Genomic DNA, 21,533 nt, shown 5'->3' with positions numbered 1-21,533 from the left:
ACCTGCAACATCGGCGGCATGGACTCTCTTACTGAACTGACCCGACGCCTTGAAAACCTGATCCGAGCCGGCACGATTGCCGAGCTCGATCCGGAGAAGCCGCGTTGCCGTGTGAAAACCGGCGGCCTGCTGACGGATTGGCTGCCGTTCTTCGCCCTGCGTGCCGGCGAGGACAGCGACTGGGATCCACCGAGTGTCGACGAGCAGTGCCTGGTGCTCTCGCCTTCCGGCAACCCAGCCCATGGCTTTGTCATTTTCGGCCTGTACAGCGATCGCTTCCCCGCGCCGGACAACGTGCCGACGCGCCGCCGACGTCGGTACCGCGATGGCGCTGTCGTCGACTACGACACCGCAACCCACACGCTGAGCGCCACATTGCCAGATGGCGGCAAGGCCAATCTCATCGCACCAGGTGGTGTTCACGTCACCGGTGACGTTGTGATCGATGGTCTGGTGACAGTCACCCAGGATGTCGTCGCCGGCGAGCAGAAAATCAGCTTGGTCAACCACCGCACCTCCGGCGTTCAGTCAGGTAACGGGACGTCCCAAGGACCAATCCCATGATCGGCATGAACAGCAATTCCGGCCGCAGCATCGTCGGTGACGATCACCTGGTGCAATCGATCGCCGACATTCTGACCACCCCCATCGGAACCCGCGTAATGCGCCGCGAATACGGCAGCCAGCTCGCCGACCTGATTGATTGGCCACTCAACAGCGCAACCCGGCTGCAGGCTTATGCGGCCACAGCCATCGCGCTGATGCGTTGGGAGCCGCGGATTCGCCTGAGTCGCGTCCAGCTGACATTGGGTGATGTTGCCGGCCAGGCAATTCTCGACATCGAAGGCAGTCTGGTGGACACCAACGAGCCGTTGAGCCTGCGCGTTCCTCTCAGCTTGGGAGCAACAGCATGAAAACCTTCACACCTATCGACCTGGCTCAGCTTCCGGATCCGGATGTCGTCGAGCAGATCGACTACGAGCAGATCCTCGCCGAACGCAAGGCCTATGCGGTCAGCCTCTGGCCCGCCGACCAACAAGCTGCCGTCGCCGCGACCTTGGCCGTCGAGTCGGAGCCAATGACCAAGCTCCTACAGGAGAATGCCTATCGCGAAATGTTGCTGCGTCAGCGCGTGAATGAGGCGTCGCTGGCCAACATGCTCGCCAAGGCCAAGGGAAAGGACCTGGAGCAGCTCGCCGGCAACGTCAACGTCGAGCGCCTGGTCGTGACTCCAGGCAACAGCGCAGCCGTCCCGCCCATCGTCGCGGTAATGGAGTCGGACGACTCGCTGCGCGAGCGAGCGCAGATGGCATGGGAAGGCCTCTCCACCGCTGGGCCCCGTAATAGCTACATCCTGCACGCGCGCAGCGCAGACGGCCGCGTTGCCGATGCAACGGCTGAAAGCCCGTCGCCGGCGGTGTGGTCGTCGTCACTGTTCAGGGTTTGGTCGGGGACGGAAGCGTCGACCAGGCGTTGCTGGATGTCGTCAGTCGATACCTCAGCGACGATGACCGTCGTCCGGTTGCCGATCGGCTAACAGTGCAATCGGCGACCGTCCTGCCCTACCACGTCGACGCGGTTATCTATCTCGCCACAACGGGGCCGGAAGCGGAGCCCATCCGCGAAGCGGCGCAAGCCCGCCTCGTCACATTCATCACTCAGCGTCGGCGCCTCGGCGTAGAGATCTCTGAGTCGGCCATTCATGCCGCGCTGCATGTAGAGGGCGTGCGCAAGGTGGTGCTGAGCAACTGGACCGATATCACGCCGAGCGAAGCCGAGGCAGCGTATTGCACCGGATACAGCGTGGCCGTTGGTGCGCTGTCATGACGAGCCTGTTGCCGCCGAATGCCAAACAGCTTGAGCGGCTAGCGGCCGAGGCGCTCGCGCAAATTGACCGCGTGCCGGTTCCGATTAGGGATTTGCTGAACCCTGATCGATGCCCGGTGCAACTGCTGCCCTACCTCGCCTGGGCATTCTCGGTCGACCGTTGGGATAGCAGCTGGTCAGAGGCCACCAAGCGCCAGGTGATTAAAGGGTCGTACTTCATCCACTCCCGCAAAGGAACGATCGGAGCACTGAGGCGTGTGGTCGAGCCTCTGGGTTACCTGATCGAAATTGTGGAGTGGTTCAACACGGTGCCCGAAGGAGTACCTGGCACCTTCGCGCTGAAAGTTGGCGTGCTGGACACCGGTATCACCGAGGAAATGTATCAGGAGCTGGAGCGCTTGATCGACGACGCCAAGCCCGTCACCCGCCATCTGACCGGCTTGGCGATCAGCCTCGAATCAAACGGAAGTTTAGATATCAGCGTCGCCTTATACGAAGGCGATGAAATCGACGTTTACCCGCCGGTGATGCGTGACATCGAGGTCACCGGAACCATCGGCGTGGTTGGCCGCGAACACTCCATAGACACCTTGGACGTTTATTATGATTGATGCGAATTCGCAGTTTTTTGCGATCCTCACAAATGTGGGGATGGCCAAGCAGGCGAACGCCGACGCGCTCGGCATTCCCTGGAAGCTCACGGAAATGGGTGTGGGTGATGCCAATGGCACCGACCCGATCCCCAGTGCGGCACAAACCAGCCTCATCAGTGAGTGGCGCCGCCGCCCGCTGAATCAGCTCAAGGTCGACCCGCTCAACTCGGCGGTGATCATCGCCGAGCAGGTGATTCCGGCGGATGAGGGCGGTAAGTGGATTCGCGAAATCGGACTGTATGACGCAGACGGCGATCTGGTAGCGGTGGCCAACTGTGCGCCGAGCTTCAAGCCGGTGCTGTCGCAAGGGTCCGGGCGCACGCAAGTGGTGCGGATGAATTTCATTGTGTCGAGCACCGGCAACATCACGCTCAAGATTGACCCGTCGGTGGTGCTGGCGACCCGCGAATACGTCGATAGCAAAATTCTGGAAGAGCTGAACAAGCTCGACAGCAAGCAATCGGTGTTGGTCGCGACCACGGCCAACATCGCGCTGGCGGGTCTTCACGTGATCGACGGTGTTTCGGTGCCGGCGGGCGCGCGGGTGCTGGTGAAAAACCAGGCGGTGGCCAAGGACAATGGCATTTGGATCGCCGCTGCGCCTGCCTGGACGCGCGCGCTGGATGCCGACACCAATGCCGAGGTGACCTCGGCGCTGGTGGTGTCTGTTGAGCAAGGCACTACGCTGGCCGACACCCGCTGGCAACTCGTCACCGATGGGGTGATTGTCCTCGGCGCGACGGCTCTGACTTTTCAGGATGTCACTCAGGGCTATGCGCCGATCAACTCCCCAGCCTTGCTGGGTACTCCAACGGCGCCCACCCAACCCCAGTTCGACAAGTCGCTCAAGTTAGTAAACTCCGCGTTCCTCAAGCGGGCGGGGGTTGAATACTCAATTTTCAACTCCATAAGCGCCACCACGGTTCTAACGAGCACAAGTATTGGTGGCGAAGTTAGCGCGTCGTCTGCAACGCCTATCAACGTGACATTGCCGCCAACGGTCGGCGTGCCGGATGGGGCAACTGTAGAAGTGGTCAATGCGGGTAGTGGGGCGGTAACCATCTTGGCCTCTGGTGGCGATACGCTGACCGCGCAAAGCGGCGGCGTGGTGCCGGTCGTACTGGCTCTCGGGGATAACGCCTATTTCATCAAGGTGAGTAGTGAGTGGCGTTTACGCGGCGGTTCTATTTCGCTCAAATATGCGGCGATATTTGCCGGTGCAAACTGGACAACGCCACCGCTGTTCGATAACACCCAGAAAATCGCTACGACGGAGTTTGTGCAGCGGTCAAAAGGGAGTTATTCGGACTATCTAGAGCTAGCCGCCAACACGGTGTTGACTCCTGCGGATGTCGGCAAAATTATCAAGGCATCTGCGGTTGACATAACACTGCCAGCTCTCGCAAGTGTGCCTAACGGGGCCACCATCACTGTGCGCACGGGGCAAGGCGGCCGCCTACTGGTTCAAGGTGCTGACCAATTATTGAGCCAAGTAGGCGCGCTTCCCACCCCCTATGTGGTTGTGCTGCCACAAGTATTTCAAATCACCAAAGTAGGTACTGTTTGGCAGATCCTCTCTGGAGATGGCGCGTTACCCTCTTCTGCACTGTTTTATGCATTACTCGCCAGCAACGGCTACCTGAGGCAACCGAGTGGCCTGATTATTCAGTTGGCAACAATCGCTACTGCGGCTAATGGGCTCGCAACAATAACCCACCCTATTGCATTCCCTACTGCAAAGTTGAAAGTTCTAGTCTCAGTGGCCGGAAGCACGGGCACCTACGCCGCAACATGGGATGACGTTGCTGACGCTGCTGGCACCCCGCTTACAGCAACTAGAGTTAGAGCAACTTTGGCCGGGGCTGTTTCGACTGCAAATGTGCAAGCACTTATTATTGGATGTTAATTAGGGGCGCTTATGTTTACTTCAAAATCCACTCGCGGTTTTTACGATACCGAGATTCACGGGGTCCGCCTGACCACTATCCAAGACTCGGCGTGGGTCCGACCAAAGACGGATATCGTCGTAGAGCCGGGCGAGTCTGTTTGGGTTGGCGACGAGCTGATGACGAACACCGGGGACGAGCCGATAACACTCCGCGATGTTCCCGATATGAGTGCAATCCCGGACACGCTTGAGGTGGCTAACCCGGTCTGCTTGATTCCTCAGGATGCGGTAGAAATCACTTCTGCCAACCATGCCGAGCTGCTGGCGGGGCAGTCGGAAGGCAAGGTTATTGCCTGGGGTGATGATGGTTATCCGGTACTGATTGATCCTCCTTTGCCATCCCCGGAGTTTTTCGCGGAGGTTGAGCGTGCATGGCGTGACGGGCAGCTTGCGGCTACTGACGGTATTGTTTCGCGCCATCGCGACGAGCTGGAAGAGGGCCTGGAAACTACATTGACACCCGCGCAGTACATCGAGCTTCAGGCGTACCGCCGCGCCCTTCGCAACTGGCCGGAAGCGGGCGAGTTTCCGTTGATTGAACACCGGCCTACTGCCCCACCATGGCTGACTGAACTGTTCCATTAACGCCCTCTCCAGGGCGTTTTTGCTCCTGCGCCCTGTAGCTCCTCTCCGTACAACCCCCCGCGCTCGTCCAACCAACGCGCGCGCGTCACCCTGCGTTTCATTGCCACCCACGCGCAGGTTCTCCCCATGCCAACTGATTATCACCACGGCGTCCGAGTTGTCGAAATCAACGAAGGCACCCGCCCGATCCGCACCGTCGCAACCGCCGTCGTCGGCATGGTTTGCACCGCTGAAGATGCCGATCCGATCGCGTTCCCTCTCAATCGTCCTGTTCTGCTCACCGATGTGCTTACCGCCAGCGGTAAGGCAGGCGTCCTGGGCACGCTCGCAAAAAGTTTGGATGCCATCGCTGACCAAGCAAGCCCGGTCACCGTGGTGGTTCGTGTCGCCGAAGGTGCGGACGCTGCCGCGACCACCACCAATGTGATCGGCGGCGTTTCTCCCAGCGGTCAGTACACCGGACTCAAGGCTCTACTGGCTGCGGAGGCGCAGTTGGGTGTGCGGCCACGCATCCTCGGAGTACCTGGTCTCGACTCGCTGGCGGTGGCCACTGAACTGGTCCTTACCGCACAGAAGCTGCGTGGTTTCGCTTACGCCAGTGCCTGGGACTGTGAGACTGTCTCCGACGCCATCGCCTACCGAGAAAACTTCGGTGCCCGCGAGCTGATGACCATCTGGCCCGACTTCGTAAACTGGGACACCACGCTGAATGCCGATGCGCCGGCGTCGGCTATCGCACGCGCTTTGGGCCTGCGCGCCAAGCTCGATGAGCAGGTCGGCTGGCACAAAACCCTTTCCAACGTGGCAGTGAATGGCGTGTCCGGACTGAGCCGGGACATTTACTGGGATCTGCAGAACCCGGCTACCGATGCCGGCCTGCTTAACGCAGCGGATGTCACCACGCTGATTCGTCGCGAAGGCTTCCGCTTCTGGGGTTCTCGCACTTGCAGCGACGATCCATTGTTCGCCTTCGAAAACTACACCCGTACCGCCCAGGTATTGGCCGACACCATGGCCGAGGGCCAATTCTGGGCGATCGACAAGCCTATGCACCCAAGCCTGGTGCGCGACATCGTCGAGGGTATCAACGCCAAGTTCCGAGAACTGGTACGCCTTGGCTACCTGATCGGTGGCGAGTGCTGGTACGACGAAGCCGCCAACGACAAGGACACCCTCAAGGCCGGCAAGCTGTACCTGGATTACGACTACACGCCAGTACCACCACTGGAGAACCTGGGGCTTCGCCAGCGCATCACCGATCGCTACCTGGTCGACTTCGCCAGCCGCGTCAACGCCTGATATTCATTCATCCGCGCGGCGTTGGCCGCGCCTTTAGGAGAGCGCCCACATGGCTCTGCCCAAGAAGCTCAAGAACATGAACTTGTACAACGACGGTGTCAGCTACGTCGGTGAGTGCAAGAGCGTCACCCTGCCCAAACTCGCCCGCAAGCTCGAAGCCTTCAGGGGCGGTGGTATGGATGGCGCGGTGAAGGTCGACCTGGGTCACGGTGACGACGGCATCCAGTTGGAATGGACCCTCGGCGGCTGGGATCTGACGGCGCTGCGTCAGTACGGTGCGGTGTCAGCAAGCGGCATCATGCTGCGGTGGGCTGGCTCTATTCAGCGCGACGATACCGGTGAGGTTTCAGCCGTGGAGGTTGTCGTGCGCGGCCGGCACGAAGAAATCGACATGGGCGACTCGGAGAGTGGTGAAGACACAGAGCACAAGTTCACCACCACCTGCAGTTATTACAAGTTGACCATCGACGGCAACGTCGAGATCGAGATCGACTTGCTCAACTTCATTTTCAACGTCAACGGCAAAGACATGCTGGCAGAACACCGTAAGGCGATCGGCCTGTAAGCACAGCTTTCCCCGCCGGCTCGTCCGGCGCCCTCTCATCCATAGGATATCGACATGACCGCTCCCATCAAAACCGACGCTGCAGACACCCCAGCCGAGAAAAACCCAAACCGTCCAGTCATCACCCTGGATACACCCATCATCAGAGGCTCGACTGAGATCACCGAAGTGACACTGCGTAAGCCTGTTTCCGGCGAGCTGCGTGGCGTCTCGCTCACCGATCTGCTGCAGATGGATGTCCTCGCACTGCGCAAGGTCCTTCCGCGCATCACCACGCCGACCCTCACCGATCACGACATTGGCCTGATGGATCCGGCCGACCTAGTGCAGATGGCCACCGAGGTTGCCGGTTTTTTGCTGCCGAAGTCGGCGAAGGTGGATGCATCCCTCGTTGCGTAGATGACGCGATGGCGGATATCGCCGTGATTTTTCACTGGGGGCCAGCGGAGATGGATCCGCTCCCCCTGACCGAACTGATGGACTGGCGCGAACGCGCTCGTAAGCGAAGTGGGGCGAAGGATGACTGACAAGCTGCGGCTGGAATTTCTGCTGTCGGCGATCGACAAGGTCACCGCGCCCCTCAAACAGATCAGCGCTGGGAGCAATGCTACGTCTCGCGCCTTAAAAGCGGCGCGGGACCAGCTCAAGGAGCTCAACGCCCAGCAGTCCAACATTTCCAGCTATACCCGCCAGAAGGAAGCCGTCCGCCAATCCTCCGAAGAACTGGCCAAGGCGCAGGACAAGCTGCGCGGCCTGCGTGAACAGCTGCAGAAGATGGACGCCCCTACTGCGGCTTTTCAAAAGGCGTTCGTCAACGCCTCCGCCTCGGTGGAAAAGCTGACCAACAAACACACGGCTCAGCGATCGGAGCTGCAGCGCCTGATCCCCCTCATGAAATCGACCGGTGCGGATACTCGCAACCTCGGCACCACCGAGCGCCGCCTAAAAACCGAGATCGAGGCGGCAAATAAAGCCATCCAGAATCAGAGAGACCGCCTCTCAGCGCTCGCCAAACAGCAGGAGCGGGTGTCGAAGGCGCAGAGGAATTATTCCAAGGGCAAAGAGCTCGCCGGCAATGCCGCTGTAGCCGGCGCAAGCGCGGGTGCCGTGGGAGCTGCAACCGGCCTACCAATCATTGGGATGGTCAAAGATTACTCTCGCTTCGAAGATGCCATGGCGGGTGTCGCCAAACAGGTCGAAGGCGCACGGGATGGCAACGGACAGCTCACCCAGACTTATTACGACATGGGCGCGGCCATCAAGAAGATGTCCGAAACCATTCCCATGGCGACTACCGATATCGCCGCCCTGGTAGAAGGCGGTGCGCGAATGGGCATCCAGGGCAAAGACGACCTTCTGGAGTTTGCGCGCGTCGCCGCGACTGCCGCGACGGCTTTCGAGCTTCCTGCGGACCAGGTCGGTGAGAGCCTGGCGCGCATCGCCAATCTATACAAATTGCCCATCAAGAACGTCGGCCAGCTCGGCGACGCGATCAACTACCTTGATGACAATGCGATGTCGAAGGGTGGGGACATCATCGACGTCATGCAGCGCACGGCAGGCATCACCGCGTCGGTCGGCATGTCGTTCAAGGACGCAGCCGCTTTGGGTTCAACGTTCCTCACGCTTGGCGCATCGGCGGAAGTCGCGGGATCCGCAACTAACGCGATGATCCGAGAGTTAGCGATCGCCACCCAACAACCTAAGCGATTCGTCACAGGCCTCAAGTCGATCGGCCTTGAAGCAAAAGCGGTCCAGGACGGGATGGCGAAAGACGCAACCGGCACGATCAAAACAGTGCTGGATGCGGTTAACAAATTGCCGAAAAACGAGCAGCTCGGCGTTATGACGCAGCTGTTCGGGAAAGAATACGGCGACGACGCGGCAAAGCTTGCTGCCAACATGGGGGAATATCGGCGGCAGCTGGAGCTGGTGAATGGAGCGGACAACGCGCCTAAACGCGATGGCTCGATGCAACGCGAGGGCGACATCCGCGCAGACCAGTTGTCGGCCCGATGGGAAATGTCTCAGAACCGCATGTTCAACCTGAGCAGCGCATTGGGCGCCACCCTCCGACCAGCACTGATCCAACTGGTCACTGGATTTAACGGTGTCCTGGAGCGCGTCAATGCATGGGCGACCGCTAACCCGGGGTTGGTGCTGGGTATCCTCAAAGTAGGCGCCGGCATTGCGGCACTGTCGATCGGTTTCAGCACGGTTGCCCTCGCACTGGCCACGACCCTTGGCCCGTTCCTCGCCGTGCGATACGGGTTGTCATTGATCGGGATCCGCCTGCCCTCTGTGATCGGGCTGCTGTTCAACCTTGGCTCGAAAGTACTGCCCTTTGTCGGTCAGGCATTCATGTGGGTTGGCCGCCTTTTCATGGCCAATCCAATTGGCGCGGCCATTACGGCCATCGCCGCCGCTGCGTATCTGATCTATGCAAACTGGGACAAGGTGAAGGCTTACTTCGTCAGTGCCTGGGCTGAGATCAAACTGGGCTTCAGCGGCGGGATCAGCGGCATCCTGCAGACGCTCGCCAATTTCAGCCCAATCGGGCTGATCTACCAGGCCTTCTCGGCGGTGATGAACTACATGGGCGTCGAGATGCCCAGCCGATTCACCGAGTTCGGAGGAATGATCATCGCCGGGCTCGTCAACGGCATCACGAACGCGATGGGTGCCGTGAAGACGGCGATCTCTGACGCCGGTAGCAACACCGTCGACTGGTTCAAGGAGAAGCTGGGTATTCACAGCCCTTCCCGGGTTTTTGCCGAGCTCGGTGGCTTCACCATGGCCGGATTGGCGCAGGGCGTTGCTGAAGGTCAGAGCGGGCCTCTGGAAGCGGTCAAGGCGGTGGGCGACCTTATGACTCAAGCAGGGACCGTGACCATTGGTGCCATCACCAACGCAGGAGCAGCGCTAAACCCAGCTGCAGCCGTGCCCGGGGTCGCTGCAGCAGCTCTGAACCCAGCCGCCGCCGTACCCGGGGCCGCTGCAGCAGCACTGAAGCCAGCCGCATCTGTACCTGGGGCGAAAGCGGAAAGTGGCGGCATTCTCGAATCGATCATGGGCATGGGCAAACGGCTGGCCCAAGTGGGCGCGATCGCCGTGGGTATGGGCGGGGCTCAAGGCGCGATCGCGGTCGACAACCGCCCGCCAATCGGTGCTGCTGCAGCTCCAGCAGCGATGCAGATGGCGCCCGATCAAATCGTCATCAACATTCACGCCGCCCCAGGGATGGATGCCGCTGCGATCGCGCGGGCCGTGTCTGCAGAACTGGACAAGCGGCAGCATGCAAAACAAGCCAAGGGACGCAGCGCCCTTTTTGACCAGGAGTAACGGACATGATGATGTCACTGGGCATGTTCATTTTCAGCCTCGAAACCCTGGTGTATCAGGAACTGCAGCGGCAGACAGAATGGCGTCACGGCTCGACCTCCCGTATCGGCACCAATCCATCACGCCAGTTCCTGGGCCGTGGGGAGGACTCAATCAGCATGCCTGGAATTCTTCTGCCGGCACTCGCCGGAACCCCGCTCAGCCTCGACACACTTCGCGCCATGGCCGATACCGGCAAGGCCTGGCCGTTGATTGAAGGCACCGGCAGGATCTTGGGCATCTGGGTGATTGAGAGCATCAACGAGACCAAGACCCTGTTCTTCTCGGACGGCGCAGCGCGTCGGATTGAGTTCACCATCGCGCTTAAACGCATCGATGACGGCCGCGTCGACCTGCTCGGCGCAGGCGTCAACACCGCCGGCAACATTCTGAGGAAAATCCTGTGATCGACCAGGCACTGAGCCAGATCGATGGCTATCTGAATGATGCGCAGGCCTCCATGCGGGAAGCGAAAGCCTACCCGCGTCCGATCTGCCGGCTGGAGGTCGACGGACGCGACATTACAGCGGCTATCGAGAAGCGCCTGATAAGCATCGAGTTGACCGACAACCGCGGACTCGCGGCAGACCAGCTCGATATCTCGCTTTCGGATCATGACGGGCGACTGGTCATTCCACCGAAGGGTGCGACCTTGCGCCTATGGCTTGGCTGGAGCGATACAGGGCTGGTCGATAAAGGCTCGTACACGGTCGATGAGACCGAACACAGCGGCGCGCCGGACCAGTTAAACATCCGAGCGCGCAGCGTGGACATGGGTGCGGGACTGAAGGTCAAACGGGAACGAAGCTGGCATAACGAAACAATTGAGTCAGTAGTGCAAGCCATTGCGGGGGCCTACGGCCTTGGCCCGCTGGTAAGCGCCGCATTCAGTGCGATCAAACTGGTGCATCTTGATCAGGCCAATGAATCAGACGCGAACCTGCTCTCCCGCCTGGGACAAGAGCATGATGCGATTGCCACAGTAAAAGCCGGCAAGTTGCTGTTCATGCCGATCGGCAATGCAACCAGCGCCAGCGGACTGAACCTGCCGCACATCACCCTGACCCGCCGGGACGGCGACCAGCACCGATTCCTTCAAGCGGATCGGGATAGTTACACGGGCGTACGGGCGTTCTACTACGACGTCAACAGCGCTGAAAAAAAAGAGGCGATATCCGGCGGCGGCGACAATATCAAGGACCTGCGGCATTCCTATACCGACCAGAAAACCGCACTGGTCGCTGCCCGGGCAGAGTGGAACAAGCTGCAGCGGGGAACGGCAACACTCAGCTATACGCTGGCGCGTGGTCGTCCGGATCTAACGCCGGAACTCACCTACTCCCTCACAGGAATCAAGCAGGAAATCGCGGACATTATCTGGCTGGGGGGCAACGTCAAACACAGTTTCACGGCGGACTCATTCACCACGAGTCTTGAGCTTGAATCAAAGTTGCCAGATGGCGACGAGGTAGCGGAGCTGGCCGACGATGCCAAGGACTACACGGGAATCGTCGCGTGGTACCGCGACAAGAAGAGCGGTAAGCAACAAAAACTTACCGAGGGTGATCAGAGCAAGCCAAAACGACTGTCACATCTGTATGAGAGCAAAGCCTCGGCAAAACGAGCTGCGGAGCGAGAGCTTAAACGACTGACCTCCAGCAAGGCAGTCGCCTCCCCTTCTTAGCAGGCGTGACGCTGACAGGACATCAACCGTGCACTTGGCTTACCTTCATCGGTTACAGAAACCAAAGCATGCAGCACCTGGAGCAAGCGCTCCTGATCATCGCTGGATAAACGTCTGTAGCCGACAATCAACTCCCGCTCCCATTTCGTAATAGGCTCGAACATAGCGAGCCCATCGGCTGCGGTTACGGGGGTGACGCTAATCGGTTCCATTGTCTTCCAAGCTCCATCACTGTATGCACATACAGTACCCATATCGAACCATTTAGCCAATGGGGGCATTCGCTCAGATACAAAAAAGCCCAGCAGAAGCTGGGCTTTTTGACGCTGAGCCTCGGACGACGATCCCGCTTAACCTTGCTTCGCTTTCAATTCAGCGAGCAGCCTATCGATCCCTTGCTGCTTGTAATACAGGGCCTCGAAGTTCTTGGTCCAGTTATCCAGCTGCATATCTCCCATCTGTTCCGGCTTCACCAATTCTGCAAGGTTGTTCACCTGAATCAGCTTCTGTACAGCTGCCAACGCTTGAGCCCGAGTAACAGTCACGTCAACCGATGGACCCTTGAGTTTTTTGGAAACACCATTCTTGATGTCCAGTTCAATGGGGAGGGCAGTGACTTGAACCGACTCGGCGGAGGTATGCACGAAGGTCCGATACACGCCGTACAGGGCGGCTCGCTGCACCTCGTATCGAACATTTTCAGGTAGGTCACCAGGTACGACTTGCGGAGAAAACTGCACATGCAGGGGCTGAGCTTTCAGCACTTTGAACGTGCCATTTTCATCGGAAAAATCTCCGAAATCTTCGACCATCGCAGGCAAATTATCGAAGTGTTGAGGCTCCAAAGCATGAGCCGAGAGCGCTACAGATGATGCAAGTACAGCAGCCAACACAGTTCTTTTGGCAATCCCAAACATGAACGCAAGTTCCTTCTCATTAGATATGGCTATTAAGTACGTGGTGCTGGTGTTGAGTCTTTTGCGACGGTAGCCATCGCATAAGCCATACGGCGGATGGATTCTTTGTCGTAATCCGACAGGTTACGAAAATAGGACAGGACTTCGGATTCAACAGGTGACAGCTGATCCGCGAATACGGGTAAAGGCTCACCGAACAAAACGTAGTGAATATCCACCCCTGCTTTGTGAGCTAGCAGCAGGTACGGGGCATCAGGGCTTCGCTCGTCTTTCTCATAGTTCAGCTGAGTGTTCTTTTTAACACCGCAAACATTTGCCAATTCCGTTTGGCTAACGCCCAGCCGCGCTCGTTCTTCGCGAAGCCGAGCTCCAATGGTCATCAAAATCGCACCCTCATTGCTTGACAGTCCCAAATATTTGGACCAAGATCGCCAGAATTCCACACTAAATCACACGAATGAGCACTATGCCGAACACAGCTATCACGGAGCAAGCCTTACAGCTGGCTCGAAGTAAGTTGGTCGCGCAGGGACTGTCTGCTGCTGATTTCGCCAAACGACACGACCTCAACCCCAGCACTGTTTATGCAGTGCTGAATGGTCAAAAAAAATGTTTGCGAGGCGAAGCTCACCGAGCGGCTGTGCTTCTGGGTATCAAAGACGGCGTGATCTCAAATTAATTGCACTCACCTTTTTGAGAAACCAGAAGATGAAACGCACTGTTCTAGAAACCCGTCGCCAAGTTGTGAGCGCAGTCATTTGCGCATACCCGGGGGGGCGTGATTGCGCAGCACCGCGTCTAGGGATGTCGGTCAAAAAGTTCGACAACCACGCGTATGAAAACGCTGGTAGCCGGCCACTGACCGATGAGCAGATCTGCCTTCTGGAGTCGCAAACCGGCACCACTCACCTCCCCGACTTCGTCTGCAATCTGTACGGCGGTGTTTTTGTCCCCGTAGCTGAGGCAGGGCAGCTCGACAACCTCGACCTATACGCCCGTTCGATCAACACCACCGTAAAGCGCGGGCTCGTCGACGCCATCATTGCCAAAGCACTTCAAGACGGCGTCATCCAGGACGACGAGGTGCAGGACATTCTCGCGGCACATCGAGCACACGTAGCAGCAAGACATGAAGAGGTCACTGCGGTGATCGTTCTGCACCGGGAAAACCCGGGCAGCCAGGATATGAAGTAGGCGCAAGAAGCGCCGCCAGTTCTCGGCTTTAGCCGAAATGTCGCAATTCGCGATGGGGGAAACAAAGTGAGCACTTACAAACTGGTATGCCCGCATTGCCAAGGGCGAATGCGGATCCGCACAAGTGAAGGCACGCATATTTTTCTGCGTATTGCCTACCTGCAATGCACCAACGAGGCCTGCGGCTGGTCAGTCCGAGCTGAGTTCGAAATGACTCATGAAATGAGCCCCTCCGGTATGCCCAATCCGTCCGTTCGCCTGCCGGTCGCCCCCGTGGCGATTCGCAGGCACGCGATGAAGAAGGAAGGCGAACAACAAATGGACCTACTTGAGCTGGAGACGGCCTGATGAACATGATGACCAATGCGCAAAACCCCGAACGCGAGTACCGCGCCGCCATGCAGAGCGCCGCGCTTTGCTACATGCAACGCCACCAGGCTGAACACCTGGAAAATGACCAGCAGCTCTTCAACCGCACCGTCACGTACCTGCAAGCGACATTGGAAGTACCTGTCTACCTTGCCGAAACTTTGACGGGCTTGGCATACGCCGAATTGCATTCCGGTGATGGCCAGCGCCACCTCGACCTAAAGAACAGCAGTGCGTCCGTGGCGATGCTCACAGACCCAGCCAGCGGCAAGTCCTTCGCCATTCCCGTCGTGTTGATATTCAAACACCTGGTCGACGCTACCGAGCCTCAACCGACAGCCCCTTTCAACTAACCGAATAGCACCACCTTTCGCGAGTGGGTTTGGGCAAGTTGCGCCCGAAATCAGGGAAAAAGCCATGAATACAGCACTTTCCATCCGGATGGACCTTAGCAAGAACCTCGCTGAAGCCCTGCACCAGGAGCTGCGTGATCGCCTTCGGATGGGCATTCAGGAGCATTGGTACTCGGATGAGTTTCGGCGCATCCCTGATGGCTTGCGGACCGGCGCAATTCTGTCTGCCTACCCCGCCTTGGCGGCTCAAAAAACAACTCTCGGCGCCCTTCAGGTCGCCATCAGAAAGCAGGCGTGAAGATGGAACAGCAAATGCGGGGCGATGTACTGACCCGACTCGAAAACGACTATGGCCTACGGCATCGCACAGGCACCGACTTCATGCGCGGTGGTACCTGCCCTGCCTGCTCGAAGAAGGAATTGTATTCGAGCTTCGAAAACCCGTGGTTCATCAAGTGCGGCCGTGAGAGCAAATGCGGTCAGCAGTGGCATGTCAAAGAGCTGTACGCGGATCTGTTCGACGACTGGAGCAAACGTGCCCCGGCCACGGACGATCAACCGACAGCAAGCGCCCGCGCTTATATGGAGTTCGCTCGGGGCTTCAAGATTGAGCTGGTCGCCGGACTGTTCACCCAGGAAAACTATTTTGATCGCGTCCTGAATATCGGGTCGGCAACGGTCCGTTTTCCCCTGGAGCGCGGCGGTTACTGGGAGCGCCTCATTGACCAGCCTCAGCGCTTCGGAAAGAAGAAAGCCCGATTCAAACCCGGAGAGTCGTACAAGGGCTATTGGTGGTGTTCGCCGAATATCGACCTGTCACAGACCGAAGAACTGTGGATCGTTGAAGGCATTTTTGATGCGATCGCCCTCGAGCACAACGCGATAGATGCGGTCGCGGCAATGTCGTCGAATGCTTTTCCCGAGGCCTCGCTGAAAGCACTGGCCGTTGATCGAGCAGGCAATCTGCCGAGACTGGTGTGGGCACTAGATAACGAGCCTGGCGCACATCGTTACACGCGTAAATGGGTCGCTATGGCCAGGGCTTTGGGTTTTGAATGCACTGCGGCTCAAATTCCACAACGCGATGCTAGGAAGGTGGACTGGAACGACCTGCATCAGCGCTGGGCCTTCGTCAGTGATGAAGCCGATCGCCGGCGGCGCACCGAAGCGGACCTCAACGAGGCCCGCCACCACGGAGCCCTGCTTATCGCCGAGAGCGCGTCAGAAAAAGCGCTGCTGATTTACGACTGGCGCGAGCGCGAGGAATTCCACTTCGGGTTTGAGTCCCGCCTGTATTGGTGGAAGCTGGACATTAGCAAATTCAACAGCGCCATGCAGGCACTGGAAACGAGCGAAAACCACGAAGAGCAGCAGCTGAACAACAAAGCGATGCGGGAGAAAGCGCTGCGCATGTCGGGCTGTGTGGTCGAGATCGCCAACTGCTATCCCCAGGCGCTGTACTTCCAGCGCAACGAGATCACGGACGAATCCTGGTACTTCTTCCGCGTCGAATTTCCGCACGACGGCGGTTCGGTAAAAAACACCTTCACCGGTGGCCAGGTCGCAGCTGCGAGCGAATTCAAGAAGCGCCTGCTCGGCATGGCCGCCGGCGCAGTGTTCACCGGCAGCGGCCAGCAGCTCGACAAGATCATGAAGGACCAGCTGTTCGCGATCAAAACCGTTCAGACGATCGACTTCGTCGGGTACAGCAAGGAATACGGCTGCTACGTGTATGGCGACGTGGCTATCAAAGATGGCCAGGTGGTCGACGTTAATGACGAGGAGTTCTTCGAGTTCGGGAAACTGCGTCTGAAAACCCTACAACGCGCGGTACCGGTGAGGATCCAGCGCGACCCGAAGGAATACAGCGACGAATGGGCGAAATTGCTGTGGACGTGTTTCGGTGCCCAGGGCGTTGTCGCGCTGACCTTCTGGTTCGGCTCGCTGTTCGCCGAGCAGATCCGTGCTCGCTACCAGTCGTTTCCCTTCCTCGAAGCCACCGGTGAGGCCGGTGCCGGTAAAACCACACTGCTCAACCTGCTGTGGAAACTGCTGGGCCGTGCCGGCTATGAAGGGTTTGACCCTTCAAAATCCACCAAGGCTGGCCGCAGCCGCTTGATGGGGCAAGTGTCCGGGATGCCGGTGGTGCTGCTGGAGTCCGATCGGAGCGGCGACGATAAGTCCCACGCAAAGAATTTCGAATGGGACGAGCTGAAGGACTACTTCGGTGGCGGCACCTTGGCGACAAAGGGCGTTAAAACCGCCGGCAACGAAACCTACGAGCCACCGTTCCGAGGCACGATCGCCATCAGCCAAAATGCGCCTGTGATTGCTTCCGAAGCCATCATGACGCGGATTGTGAAGCTCCATTTCGTGCGGCCGAACGTAACACCCGAAAGCCGAGCCGCGGCTGATCGGCTGACAGCTCTGGACGGCAATAAGCTCAGCCACTTCCTGCTGCAGGCGGTGAAGCATGAAGGCGACGTCATGGCAACGCTTGCCGACAAAATTCCGGCTCATGAGGCTCGCCTGCGTCGACTGCACACTCACTGCATCAGCTGCGACACCGAGTACCCGGCCACGAACGAAAAGGCCGCATGCCAACACTGCGGCAATCAGCTGAGAGGCTATATCCGCGTCGAGCGCATCGTTAAAAACCACGCTCAGTTGCTCGGCCTGGTCGACTGCATTCGTTCGCTGGTACCGCTGAGCGATGCCCAGATCAGCGCCACCCAGCGTTGCATCGTTTCGATGGCCATCGAGCGCCAAAGCTCGATCAGCGCAGATCACCCTGTGGTTGCTGAATTTTGGGAAGTCTACGACTACCTGCAGGGCCTTGATGCAGACGGCCCAGTGGTCAACCACAGCAAAAAAGACAACGTCATCGCCATCAACCTCAACGAGTTCGTCGAGCGAGCCGCAGAACACCGGCAGAAGCTGGCCGACGTCAGCGAGCTGCGCGATCGCCTGAAGGAATCCCGCTGCCGCAAATTCCTGGAATCGAACAAAGCAGTCGACAGCGCGGTGCGTGCTTATCAGGCCACGCGGAATAACAACACGATCACCAAGTCACCCACCGTTAAGTGCTGGATGTTCCAGGCGTAGGGCTGCAACCCACGTAGAACAGCCCTGAAAGGAGAGAACCATGCAGATTCAAGTCGTTGCCGGCACTGATCGTAGTAATGCGAAAAGCCTGCAGGACCGCGTCTCCCAGCTACTCAGTGAACTCGGAAACGATCTCCGCAAAACGGTGCAGGCCGAGGCCTACGGCGCCAACGGTCTGGTCGACATTTTGGAGGTACGGGCTACGGACGGTCAGCGCGAGATCCTGGTGCTGAATTGTTCAAGGCTACAGATCCAGGCGGTTTTGGACTGGCAGTCATGCACCGAAGACACGGACGAATTTGAACACCTGGTGCTGCACCTGGTGCGACTGCCAGACAGCAACCTGTAACGCCGGCTGCAACCGGCACTTTTGAAAGGAGAGAACCATGCGCAACACAGAGCAACTTGAACAGACTGAACGCGGGGGCCTGCTGGGGCAATTGATCGGCGCAATCGTGACGGTGCTGATGATCGCCATTGTCACGGTCCAGGTGCCGGATCTGATGATTTGGATCCTTAGTTAAGCATCCGCAAAAAGTTGGTGCCATGGGGCTGCAACCCCATGGCACCCCGCCACCCCTGAAAGGAGAGAACCATGCAAGGTCAAACCCTCAACAGCAGCGCGGCTGAGGCTATCACGAAGGAAACTCGGCAACGACCAGCTATGGCGAGCCAAAAGCTCGACCTACCCCATGTCTGCGACATATGTGACAAGGCGAGTTCTACACGAACCCACGCTGCCTATAGCAAAAAAAGACAACAGCGGAGGTCCCCAGAATGGGCAGCATTTATGGCGAACCAACCCGCTTCTCGGGAACAAAGTAGCCAAAAAAATCGGACGTGGCGGAGAGAAACACGTGAGTAAGCTGGATCGTTTTTTGAAAGAGAGGGACGTCATCGAGGTTACATCGCTCTCTCATGCGACTCTATGGCGGTCAATGAAAAGAGGAGACTTTCCAAAACCGGTGTCCATCTCACCTGGACGAGTTGGATGGAGGGAGTCAGCGATAATTGAATGGCAGAAAAACCCAAAAGACTGGAAACCCAACGATGTTGTTTAGCTGCTTGCATCAGAAAATTCAGGGGACCGATCTGGAAATATGACTACCTGAATGCATTTCAAAAATGTCATCATTCCGGCAGATTAACACTGGGGGCAAGGCAGCATCATGACAGAAATAAAAAAACGGACGCGAACTCCAATTATTAATACTCCTGACGAACTCCCGAATATAGGGGAGCGAGTCCGGTATTCAATGAGTTTTGTAACTCAAGGCAAGCACAGATTTTACACTCTCACGATGCCTTCCGACGTACTGGCAAGCTGTTGCTTCGCAACTAACCGTGAAGAAGACCCTATAGAAGGTTTTCAGCGGGTATTAGACAGCAAACGAGCGCAGGACATCGCAGATTATATGGACATGGGGTTTGGAACAATTCCAAGTTCTATAATTCTCTCTGCCCAACCAGATGCAGCGCTCGAAGATGTCGGCAAAGGAAAGACGCTAGAATTCACTTTCGCAAAACACTCATTTTTAATTATAGACGGCCAACATCGTGTTTTTGGTTTTGCCAAAGCCAACACTAAACTTCGAGTTCCAGTGGTAATTTACAACGGACTTTCGAAGCAGGAAGAATCCCGACTATTCATTGACATCAACACTAAACAAAGACCAGTCCCAAATGAATTGCTATTGGATATAAAAAAACTAGCAGACTTTGAGGACGACAAAGAAATTGTTCTCGGAGAGCTATTCGACACTTTTAATAGTGACCAGGATAGCCCACTGATTGGACTGCTAAGTTCATCCGCAAAAGCCACCGGAAAACTTAGCCGAGTCACATTCTACGCCGCAGTCAAACCGATACTAACCGCGTTCGCCACAAACTCAAGCTCCGTTATATATCCTGCACTCAGAAGCTACATCCGAGTGTTTTATAGCGGACTCACAACACTTGGCGCTCGTCAGTCTATTGTGAACGCAACGGTATTCAGAGCCATTTTCGAGATATTTCCAGAAATTGCTCAGCGAGTAGTGGATCGTCATGGACCGCACTTCAAAGAAGAAGCGTTCCATGACGTAATGACAAATATGTTCTCGAGAGTTAAGCCGGGCACTCTCATCAAACCGCCAAGATCCCATAAAGAATTGGCTATGGATCTTTCGAAAGCTCTCAAATCTGGCTTTATTATTGGCTGACAAACATGCAAAAAGAGTTGATAGCCAGTGCATTTGCCGACGGGGTACGCTCAAAATGGGCGTCGAGTATAAACGTAATATCCAAACCGGCTTACAAAGGTGTGGAAGACTGGCTGCTCAAAGGTAATTACAGCTGGGTGGCCTGCACTCCAAAGCTTATTACGCTCGGCCATTCAAATCGTCATACCGATTTTACAGCGGCATTGGCCAGCGAGATATCCCGATTCAGCTGTGCTGCCTATGAATCTTTGCTAGATGCAGAGCCTGCGGCGATCTCGTCTAAATCCTTAGGCTGGCAATGTATCCGCCATTACTATGCGGCATTCTACATAGCTCACGCTCTGCTTCGAATCACCGGTTGTTCGTTGACCTATATCTCCAGCCCCACCGCTGCGGTTATGAATAAAGTGGCCGGCCAATATTTAGGGGTAGCCCCACAAATTCCTGGTGGGCTTTACTTATTAAAAAGAGGCGACGTAGACAAAGACACTGTAACTCTACAGCAGCTTTCTTCAGGTGGTGGTTCGCATCAGGACATGTGGAGAATTTTCCTGCAGCTTCTGCTAAGCATTGAAAGCTCCATCTTAGGCGCACTCGGCCCGATACCCTCGGCAATGAAGGCTATAGAGATTTCGGAGAAATTAAGACGTACTCTATGCAAGCAGGGCCACAATGATGGAGGCTGGACATCGACGGTTCGGAACGCTATAAATTACCGTCAAGATTTCGGTGTTTGGTATCCTTATAATAAAAGGCCGGTATATTACGAACAAGCATCCACTAGACTTCGCAGATGGAAACCAACAGATCCAAATGGATTTGATATCGAGCCGACCGGTGGAGAGGTAAATGGGTTGGCGGATGTCTGTAGCGTCATGAGCCAACTATTGATAGCCATCCTTAAAGATATATCCGCCCGAGCCCCAGATTCACGAACATGCTTCGTTGATCGAGGGGCATTTCAGTTCCTCCGGCAGCGCTCAGTGTCGTTCTGATTTACCTCTTCCCTGATGAGATCGGGCAGTCGAACATTTCGACTGTCCGTCAATTACGTTTTTTTGAAGCCATAAAGCCCAGCGACGTAAACCAGACTTTTTTTCTTTAAAGTACGTATAGCGGTCGTAATGCTTTGAACCCACGTCGTTGAATGCATGCCCTTGAATTCGATCCTTTAACTCTCGGTCAAGACCTGCAACGCCCATCAGCGTTTTGCAAGTACGACGAATGTCGCGCAGCGTAAATGGGCCATTGAATTTTTTTGAATGGCGGCTATGGAGCTTAGTTACCGCACGCGAGAGCGACTGCGTATGAAGCGATTTTCCTTCAGCCTTCCCAACGAACGGATACGCGCTAGACTGTATGCGATCCATGAAGCACACCTTCCGTCAGATGCGCTTCCCGTTTACCGTGGCATTTCCGGCGAGCAGTTCCACGGCAGCAATGCTTCATAGT

27 protein-coding genes and 1 pseudogene are annotated in these 21,533 nt (G+C 57.0%); 24 read left to right on the top strand and 4 right to left on the bottom strand.

Annotation, left to right across the window (positions count from 1 at the left end):
- Positions 1-18: 18 nt before the first annotated feature.
- From ACIQU2_RS09250 to ACIQU2_RS09190, 13 genes and pseudogenes are all read left to right on the top strand, one after another.
- On the top strand, positions 19-564 hold the full coding sequence (locus ACIQU2_RS09250) for a phage baseplate assembly protein V (protein ID WP_403140116.1): 546 nt from the start codon (positions 19-21) through the stop codon (positions 562-564).
- Positions 561-914 carry a GPW/gp25 family protein gene (locus ACIQU2_RS09245; protein WP_403140115.1) on the top strand — a complete coding sequence of 118 codons (354 nt, stop codon included), beginning with the start codon at positions 561-563 and terminating at the stop codon, positions 912-914. The genes ACIQU2_RS09250 and ACIQU2_RS09245 overlap by 4 nt, the downstream gene beginning before the upstream one ends.
- Positions 911-1,827 (top strand): annotated as a pseudogene (locus ACIQU2_RS09240) (baseplate J/gp47 family protein). Before ACIQU2_RS09245 ends, ACIQU2_RS09240 begins: the two are co-directional and overlap by 4 nt.
- Complete coding sequence (locus tag ACIQU2_RS09235) at positions 1,824-2,438, top strand: phage tail protein I (RefSeq protein WP_403140113.1); 615 nt, start codon at positions 1,824-1,826, stop codon at positions 2,436-2,438. Before ACIQU2_RS09240 ends, ACIQU2_RS09235 begins: the two are co-directional and overlap by 4 nt.
- Positions 2,431-4,386, top strand: a complete 1,956-nt coding sequence (locus ACIQU2_RS09230) for a phage tail protein (protein WP_403140111.1) — start codon at positions 2,431-2,433, stop codon at positions 4,384-4,386. The genes ACIQU2_RS09235 and ACIQU2_RS09230 overlap by 8 nt, the downstream gene beginning before the upstream one ends.
- Before the next feature lie 12 nt (positions 4,387-4,398).
- Positions 4,399-5,013 carry a phage tail protein gene (locus ACIQU2_RS09225; protein ID WP_403140110.1) on the top strand — a complete coding sequence of 205 codons (615 nt, stop codon included), beginning with the start codon at positions 4,399-4,401 and terminating at the stop codon, positions 5,011-5,013.
- A gap of 126 nt (positions 5,014-5,139) precedes the next feature.
- The gene (locus ACIQU2_RS09220) at positions 5,140-6,312 is read left to right on the top strand and encodes a phage tail sheath protein (RefSeq protein WP_403140109.1); all 1,173 of its coding nucleotides are present in this window, start codon (positions 5,140-5,142) and stop codon (positions 6,310-6,312) included.
- A gap of 49 nt (positions 6,313-6,361) precedes the next feature.
- Positions 6,362-6,877: a phage major tail tube protein gene (locus tag ACIQU2_RS09215; RefSeq protein ID WP_403140108.1), complete on the top strand. Its 516-nt coding sequence runs from the start codon at positions 6,362-6,364 to the stop codon at positions 6,875-6,877.
- 54 nt (positions 6,878-6,931) lie between these two features.
- Entirely contained in the window at positions 6,932-7,276 is a 345-nt protein-coding gene (locus ACIQU2_RS09210) for a phage tail assembly protein (RefSeq protein ID WP_403140107.1), read from the top strand.
- An 8-nt stretch (positions 7,277-7,284) separates the two neighbouring features.
- Complete coding sequence (locus ACIQU2_RS09205) at positions 7,285-7,404, top strand: GpE family phage tail protein (RefSeq protein ID WP_076383311.1); 120 nt, start codon at positions 7,285-7,287, stop codon at positions 7,402-7,404.
- On the top strand, positions 7,397-10,219 hold the full coding sequence (locus ACIQU2_RS09200; protein WP_403140106.1) for a phage tail tape measure protein: 2,823 nt from the start codon (positions 7,397-7,399) through the stop codon (positions 10,217-10,219). Before ACIQU2_RS09205 ends, ACIQU2_RS09200 begins: the two co-directional genes overlap by 8 nt.
- Before the next feature lie 5 nt (positions 10,220-10,224).
- The gene (locus ACIQU2_RS09195; RefSeq protein WP_403140104.1) at positions 10,225-10,665 is read left to right on the top strand and encodes a phage tail protein; all 441 of its coding nucleotides are present in this window, start codon (positions 10,225-10,227) and stop codon (positions 10,663-10,665) included.
- Positions 10,662-11,942 carry a phage late control D family protein gene (locus ACIQU2_RS09190; protein ID WP_403140102.1) on the top strand — a complete coding sequence of 427 codons (1,281 nt, stop codon included), beginning with the start codon at positions 10,662-10,664 and terminating at the stop codon, positions 11,940-11,942. The genes ACIQU2_RS09195 and ACIQU2_RS09190 overlap by 4 nt, the downstream gene beginning before the upstream one ends.
- Here ACIQU2_RS09190 and ACIQU2_RS09185 read toward each other — a convergent pair.
- From ACIQU2_RS09185 to ACIQU2_RS09175, 3 genes are all read right to left on the bottom strand, one after another.
- Positions 11,939-12,154, bottom strand: coding sequence for a hypothetical protein (locus ACIQU2_RS09185; protein ID WP_403140101.1), 216 nt, complete (start codon positions 12,152-12,154; stop codon positions 11,939-11,941). The genes ACIQU2_RS09190 and ACIQU2_RS09185 overlap by 4 nt on opposite strands.
- Before the next feature lie 138 nt (positions 12,155-12,292).
- Positions 12,293-12,859 (bottom strand): hypothetical protein, encoded by a 567-nt coding sequence (locus tag ACIQU2_RS09180; protein WP_403140099.1) that lies wholly within the window; start codon positions 12,857-12,859, stop codon positions 12,293-12,295.
- A gap of 32 nt (positions 12,860-12,891) precedes the next feature.
- On the bottom strand, positions 12,892-13,239 hold the full coding sequence (locus tag ACIQU2_RS09175; protein WP_403140098.1) for a helix-turn-helix domain-containing protein: 348 nt from the start codon (positions 13,237-13,239) through the stop codon (positions 12,892-12,894).
- Positions 13,240-13,325: 86 nt separating this feature from the next.
- On the opposite strand from ACIQU2_RS09175, the gene ACIQU2_RS09170 reads away from it, so the two are divergent.
- From ACIQU2_RS09170 to ACIQU2_RS09120, 11 genes are all read left to right on the top strand, one after another.
- Positions 13,326-13,538, top strand: a complete 213-nt coding sequence (locus ACIQU2_RS09170) for a DNA-binding protein (RefSeq protein ID WP_033039969.1) — start codon at positions 13,326-13,328, stop codon at positions 13,536-13,538.
- A gap of 29 nt (positions 13,539-13,567) precedes the next feature.
- Positions 13,568-14,053 (top strand): YmfL family putative regulatory protein, encoded by a 486-nt coding sequence (locus tag ACIQU2_RS09165; RefSeq protein ID WP_403140097.1) that lies wholly within the window; start codon positions 13,568-13,570, stop codon positions 14,051-14,053.
- Between the two features lie 66 nt (positions 14,054-14,119).
- On the top strand, positions 14,120-14,401 hold the full coding sequence (locus ACIQU2_RS09160; RefSeq protein WP_033039973.1) for an ogr/Delta-like zinc finger family protein: 282 nt from the start codon (positions 14,120-14,122) through the stop codon (positions 14,399-14,401).
- Entirely contained in the window at positions 14,401-14,775 is a 375-nt protein-coding gene (locus tag ACIQU2_RS09155) for a hypothetical protein (RefSeq protein ID WP_403140095.1), read from the top strand. The genes ACIQU2_RS09160 and ACIQU2_RS09155 overlap by 1 nt, the downstream gene beginning before the upstream one ends.
- Before the next feature lie 64 nt (positions 14,776-14,839).
- Complete coding sequence (locus ACIQU2_RS09150) at positions 14,840-15,073, top strand: hypothetical protein (protein WP_403140094.1); 234 nt, start codon at positions 14,840-14,842, stop codon at positions 15,071-15,073.
- Between the two features lie 2 nt (positions 15,074-15,075).
- A complete protein-coding gene (locus ACIQU2_RS09145) occupies positions 15,076-17,880 on the top strand; it encodes a toprim domain-containing protein (RefSeq protein WP_403140092.1) in 2,805 nt (934 codons plus the stop codon).
- A 40-nt stretch (positions 17,881-17,920) separates the two neighbouring features.
- Positions 17,921-18,229 carry a hypothetical protein gene (locus ACIQU2_RS09140; RefSeq protein WP_403140090.1) on the top strand — a complete coding sequence of 103 codons (309 nt, stop codon included), beginning with the start codon at positions 17,921-17,923 and terminating at the stop codon, positions 18,227-18,229.
- A 37-nt stretch (positions 18,230-18,266) separates the two neighbouring features.
- Positions 18,267-18,404 (top strand): hypothetical protein, encoded by a 138-nt coding sequence (locus tag ACIQU2_RS09135; protein WP_403140088.1) that lies wholly within the window; start codon positions 18,267-18,269, stop codon positions 18,402-18,404.
- Positions 18,405-18,572: 168 nt separating this feature from the next.
- Complete coding sequence (locus tag ACIQU2_RS09130) at positions 18,573-18,941, top strand: helix-turn-helix transcriptional regulator (protein WP_403140087.1); 369 nt, start codon at positions 18,573-18,575, stop codon at positions 18,939-18,941.
- Positions 18,942-19,136: 195 nt separating this feature from the next.
- The gene (locus ACIQU2_RS09125) at positions 19,137-20,081 is read left to right on the top strand and encodes a DGQHR domain-containing protein (protein ID WP_403140085.1); all 945 of its coding nucleotides are present in this window, start codon (positions 19,137-19,139) and stop codon (positions 20,079-20,081) included.
- 5 nt (positions 20,082-20,086) lie between these two features.
- Entirely contained in the window at positions 20,087-21,076 is a 990-nt protein-coding gene (locus tag ACIQU2_RS09120) for a hypothetical protein (RefSeq protein WP_403140083.1), read from the top strand.
- Here the strand turns inward: ACIQU2_RS09120 and ACIQU2_RS09115 are convergent.
- On the bottom strand, positions 21,062-21,451 hold the full coding sequence (locus tag ACIQU2_RS09115; protein WP_403140081.1) for a hypothetical protein: 390 nt from the start codon (positions 21,449-21,451) through the stop codon (positions 21,062-21,064). The two genes, ACIQU2_RS09120 and ACIQU2_RS09115, sit on opposite strands and share 15 nt — an antisense overlap.
- Positions 21,452-21,533: the final 82 nt, after the last annotated feature.

The sequence above is a fragment of the Pseudomonas sp. NPDC098740 genome (assembly GCF_044760065.1).
In the GTDB taxonomy this organism is placed as follows: Bacteria; Pseudomonadota; Gammaproteobacteria; order Pseudomonadales; family Pseudomonadaceae; genus Aquipseudomonas; species Aquipseudomonas rossensis.
The sequence above is the reverse complement of the archived record's forward strand: the minus strand, read 5'-3'. Positions and strand labels throughout refer to the sequence as shown.